5 protein-coding genes are annotated in these 4,717 nt (G+C 42.7%); 3 read left to right on the top strand and 2 right to left on the bottom strand.

The genetic code is table 11. The annotated features are described in order from the left end of the window. On the bottom strand, positions 1–640 hold a 640-nt coding region (locus tag ACP45E_RS05035; RefSeq protein ID WP_198927690.1), incomplete at its 3' end, for an NnrS family protein. Positions 641–910: 270 nt separating this feature from the next. Here ACP45E_RS05035 and ACP45E_RS05030 point away from each other — a divergent pair. Beyond that, positions 911–1,480, top strand: a complete 570-nt coding sequence (locus ACP45E_RS05030; protein ID WP_017035756.1) for a gamma-glutamylcyclotransferase family protein — start codon at positions 911–913, stop codon at positions 1,478–1,480. A 58-nt stretch (positions 1,481–1,538) separates the two neighbouring features. Beyond that, a complete protein-coding gene (locus ACP45E_RS05025; protein WP_017038525.1) occupies positions 1,539–2,912 on the top strand; it encodes a hypothetical protein in 1,374 nt (457 codons plus the stop codon). A 29-nt stretch (positions 2,913–2,941) separates the two neighbouring features. Here ACP45E_RS05025 and ACP45E_RS05020 read toward each other — a convergent pair whose 3' ends face one another. After that, positions 2,942–3,865 (bottom strand): LysR family transcriptional regulator, encoded by a 924-nt coding sequence (locus ACP45E_RS05020; protein WP_026026696.1) that lies wholly within the window; start codon positions 3,863–3,865, stop codon positions 2,942–2,944. A 120-nt stretch (positions 3,866–3,985) separates the two neighbouring features. On the opposite strand from ACP45E_RS05020, the gene chrA reads away from it, so the two are divergent. Next, positions 3,986–4,717: chromate efflux transporter (gene chrA, locus ACP45E_RS05015; protein WP_141707231.1), on the top strand; the 732-nt coding region annotated here is incomplete at its 3' end.

Genomic DNA, 4,717 nt, shown 5'->3' with positions numbered 1-4,717 from the left:
AAGCAAGTGGCTGTGATTTTCCAAAATTGAAGCGTCTCGCGGTAAAAAATGGGATGACCCGTCCTCCCATCACAGACAACAGTATGGCAAACCACCACAACATCGCTTGCCAAACCGCAGACGATGGGAACGGTGGTAATCCCTTGATCGTCGCATAGCTCGCGAAATTGGCGGCAATAGCAAGAATAAACAATGGTACGAAGAATAGGTTGCGCCACCCTTTCGCTTTAACAACCCGAGTAGCAATTTCAAAGGCTGCAAACGCTAGAAACAGAGCTTCAATGCTAGACACCAACCAAAGAGGAGCAGGTGTCCAAAACAACACTCTTGGTAATAACCAGAGCAGCACTAATATCGCTAAGCGATGGTGTTTAGTGCCATTTATTCCCGTCCAGTTTTGCACGGCAGTCAGTACAAAACCCACCACAATTGCCATAGCAAAACCAAACAACATTTCATGCACATGCCACCAAAGAGAGGGAACCCTCAGCGCTTGCGGTTGGCCAGTTTGAAGCATCCAAACCCAAACTGCGATTGCAATGACAGCGTACACACTTCCCAGCAAAAAAAACGGACGAAAACCTAAACGCAAATAAGCAGGTATCGCTTCTTCTACTTTTTTATCGGTAATATTGAGCAAATCAACTCCTAAACAACTTTGCGACTGACAAAGTAAACGGTGTGAATAATGATAGTGATAAATAGATAGCATTTATCGAGCCAATCTTAGATGCTTTATCATTCAACAGGGTAAGTAACAGACCAAGAATAAAAAGAGTCATAGTGACACGTTGATTTTATGTCATTGTGACTCCATCAATCATTTTTGACCTCGTGGAAATTCGTCATTTAGAATAAGACGTGATAGCGTCGAATGAGCAACATCAATGTATAACGAAGGAGAGAATCAATGTACATTTTTGGCTATGGTAGCTTAATGAACTCAGCCTCAAGAAAGTTAACCGGACAAACAGGGAAAACCATCCCTGTTAATGTGAATGGATTGGTTAGGTATTGGGGGAAAATTGACGACAGTTATATTTTATCTCCCCTTGTTGTCAATGAAGGTGAAGGGAAAGTGAACGGAGTCTTGCTAAAAATTGATGACATCGCATTGGCTGATTTTGATCGCCGAGAACGAGGTTACCATCGCATTCAGATCAATCCAAAGCAAGTAGACGTGATCACTCTCTCTTCAAACGACGTGCAACTCGAAGACGATTCCGTTATTTGGGTCTACGTGAAAGACAAACCAGAGCCACCCTGCTCATTAAGCCCGATTATGCTGACCTATGTCGATACGGTATTAGCGGGATGTTTAGAGATCTCCGACACTTTTGCTAAGAATTTTATTGACCATACCATTGGTTGGCATTTCCCAATTGAAAATGATCGACATGCCCCTAAATATGGCAATCTAGCGGGTGTTAAACCTGAACATCACCAAACCATCGACGCACTACTGACCCACATTATCTAAAATAAGTCCGTTAAGTTTGGTCTACACTTTTATAACAAGCAATGCTTATTAAGGGTGTATGAAACAAGCACAGTTACCCAATAGAATACTGCTTTCTGGTATTTTTATCGGTTGTCTATTTTTTAGCTTTAATACCGTGATGACTCGCGGGGCATCCCTTTGGCTGTATGATTCGAAGCGACTCTTTGTTTGTGCTGTGATTATTGTCTTTTGTCTTGGTCTGACTTTATTTAAAAATCATCGACTCTCTTTCTGGTCTACTTTCAGCATCGTCACCCCACTGTGTACGATGCTCGTCATGAGCCTATTTACCTTTGCGGCCATTGCAAATTGGCAACGAGTCTATGTTTGGAGTGCGCAAGAGAATTTCTTTTATGTATTAGGCTTGGCTATTGTCGCAACGTGTTTGGTTCCCATACTGCGACAGCATCGCGTTTTGGTGTATCAATACTTTTCTTGGATTTCTTTTTTCTTATTCTTATCCATCACTTCAGTATTTTGGTTTAGAGCTTACTACCAACTTCCTGATTCGATTCATTCCATTTTAAACCCGCGATTTATCAATCAAGTGCAAATATGGGTATTAATTCCTATTTTCTACCTAACCATCATTTGTACACGTAAGCAACATTACCACTACGCGATGCAAATCCTGTGTGCGCTTAATGTCACCACCATTTTAGCGACCGATGCTCAAGGTATTGCGACCGTTGGCGTTATCGCTATTTTACTATGGGCTTGGCTAGAGGGAAATTGGCGTAAAGAGATCACCCTGCTCTTAATCCAATCCATTATTTTTGGGGCCGTATTTCAATTTCTCTTACTCTCACCCGTGCCAGAGTGGGTATTGTATGGCAACGCATTTACATGGAGTACGATAAAAACAGAATCTTCTGGGCAGATTACACTGTGGCTAGAAGCGTTCTCACGTACTAGCTTTTGGGGATTGGGTGGTGATTCATTTATTTGTTTAAAGGAAAGTTTTTCTCAGCCTTCCAGTGGATCAAATTGGAGCCACATAAGTTGGGGGCTAATCCCTCTTTTCGCCTATCTTACTTTATTAATTTATGGTTTTCGTTCTGTCGTTAAAACGAAAAATCAAATGGTTAGGGTAACAGGCCTTAGCCTAATGATAGGATTGAGTTATAGCCTTTTCTCTGGCGTGTTGGATTCTCCTATCAGCCAACTGCTTGGGGCCTTTAGCATAGCAATGTACTGGGCGAGTATGAAGCCAACGCCTAAGAATATACACCACGCAACTCTCTATCAGCATGCCGTGATCATTAGCTTATCTGTATTGTGTATTTTTTTCATTACAAACAAAGTGAAACAACGCGTCGATATTTACCCGCAAATACAGCAAGCAACAGAACTCAAAACTCAATTATGGCTTGGTTATCAGTGCTTACTTCCTCGGCGACCAAATGATTAACTGAAGCTATGCCATGCAGTACGCGCTGACTAAATCATGTTATGTGCCTTTACAACCTGACAAATAAGGGTGCGTAACCAGAGGTTTTTATCGTCTTTCTGCTTGCTCACCCTCCACAGTAACGATATGTCAAAATCTGGCACCTCAATGGGCGGTGGTGTCGTCGTTAAATGGTCATTAAACGCATCTGTTTTTGCCATAAGCTCAGGCACAATAGCGACCAAACGACGACCTTTAAGTAAACTGCGGATGGTAAGGAAATTGCGTGATGCAACAGTCACTTGGCGATTGTACCCCAGGGCTTCAAGTCGTTTATCCACCTGTGTTGAAAGCACACCATCTGGGCTAACAAGTGCATGATCAATATGTGAAAACGCGTCGACCGATAGTTTGCCTGCTACATCAACCTGAAGCGGATCATACAAACACACGTGCTTTTCAGTATAGAGCTTTTGCGATTCGAATTGCTCATCAACTTGAATCACACTGCCAATCACCGCATCCAGTTTTTCTTGCTCTACAACTTTGATGTAATTGTTTCTATTTACATTGATAAAACTGACCTGTGCTTTAGGCGCACTATGGCGAATCGCATCATAAAGGACGGGCGCATAAATAAACTCAGCGTAGTCGGTTAACCCTATGCTGCACACTCCGCCATATTTTTCAGGGTCAAATCGCTCTTTGGCCAAAAGCTCCGATGAAATCGAGCCCAGCAGTCGAGAAATAACAGGAGCAACATGATGAGCATACTCCGTGGGTTCCATTTTGTGCCCTTTTCGTTCAAATAGTCTGTCGTCAAAAAGGCCCCTCAAGCGTGACAGACTATGGCTCATCGCAGACTGACTGACAAAGCTCTTTTCGGCTGCTAGGCTGACACTGCGGTACTGATACAACTGTGAAAAGGTGACCAATAAATTTAAATCGATGTTTTTCCAGTTTATTTCACTCACTAGCCCACCTATCCCATATTGTTCATGATTATGATTAAAACTATTAATTTGAATCATTTTAGTACATTCAATACAGTGTTGCAGAATCTATTTAGTCAACAAATCATGTCGAGATAAATGATGTTATCTATTTTTAAAATCTTCTTTGCTCTAGGTTGGATAAGTTTTGGTGGCCCCGCAGCTCACATTGGCTATTTTCGTAATGCATTTGTGGAAAAACGAAAATGGTTAGACGATCAAGAATACGCACAAATCGTCGCGCTTAGCCAGTTTTTACCAGGCCCTGGCTCTAGCCAAGTTGGGTTTGCTATCGGCTATAAACGAGGAGGAATAGGCGGCGCATGCATGGCCTTTTTGGGATTCACTTTGCCTTCTATCTTTATGATGCTTGCGCTCGCGACTCTGAGTAGTCAATTGACTGAACATTCCTTATTTCAACATGTCATTCATGGTCTGAAGCTGCTTGCCGTTGTGGTTGTCGCGGACGCGGCTTGGGGAATGTATAAAAACTTTTGCCAGCAGACGTTAACCGTCGCACTCTGTATAGCAACAGCCGTCGCGCTCTTGGTTATGCCCAATATTTCAACCCAAATTCTAGTGTTATTAATATCGGCATTCATTGGGGTGAAGTACTTAGCAAGACCGAACTTGGATGCTTCGTCGCCATTCAAGCCATCAATCTGGCCGTTGGCCCTGTTTGTTGTATTCCTTGCAATGCCTTTTGTTACGCCTTACTTGTTCGGTACGATCCAGAGTATTGCTCTATTTGGTGACTTTTTCCAAGCGGGGAGCTTGGTATTTGGCGGCGGCCATGTCGTACTTCCACTGCTGCAAAATATTGTCGGCGACCAA

It is taken from the genome of Vibrio genomosp. F10 str. 9ZD137 (assembly GCF_049974785.1).
In the GTDB taxonomy this organism is placed as follows: Bacteria; Pseudomonadota; Gammaproteobacteria; order Enterobacterales; family Vibrionaceae; genus Vibrio.
The sequence above is the reverse complement of the archived record's forward strand: the minus strand, read 5'-3'. Positions and strand labels throughout refer to the sequence as shown.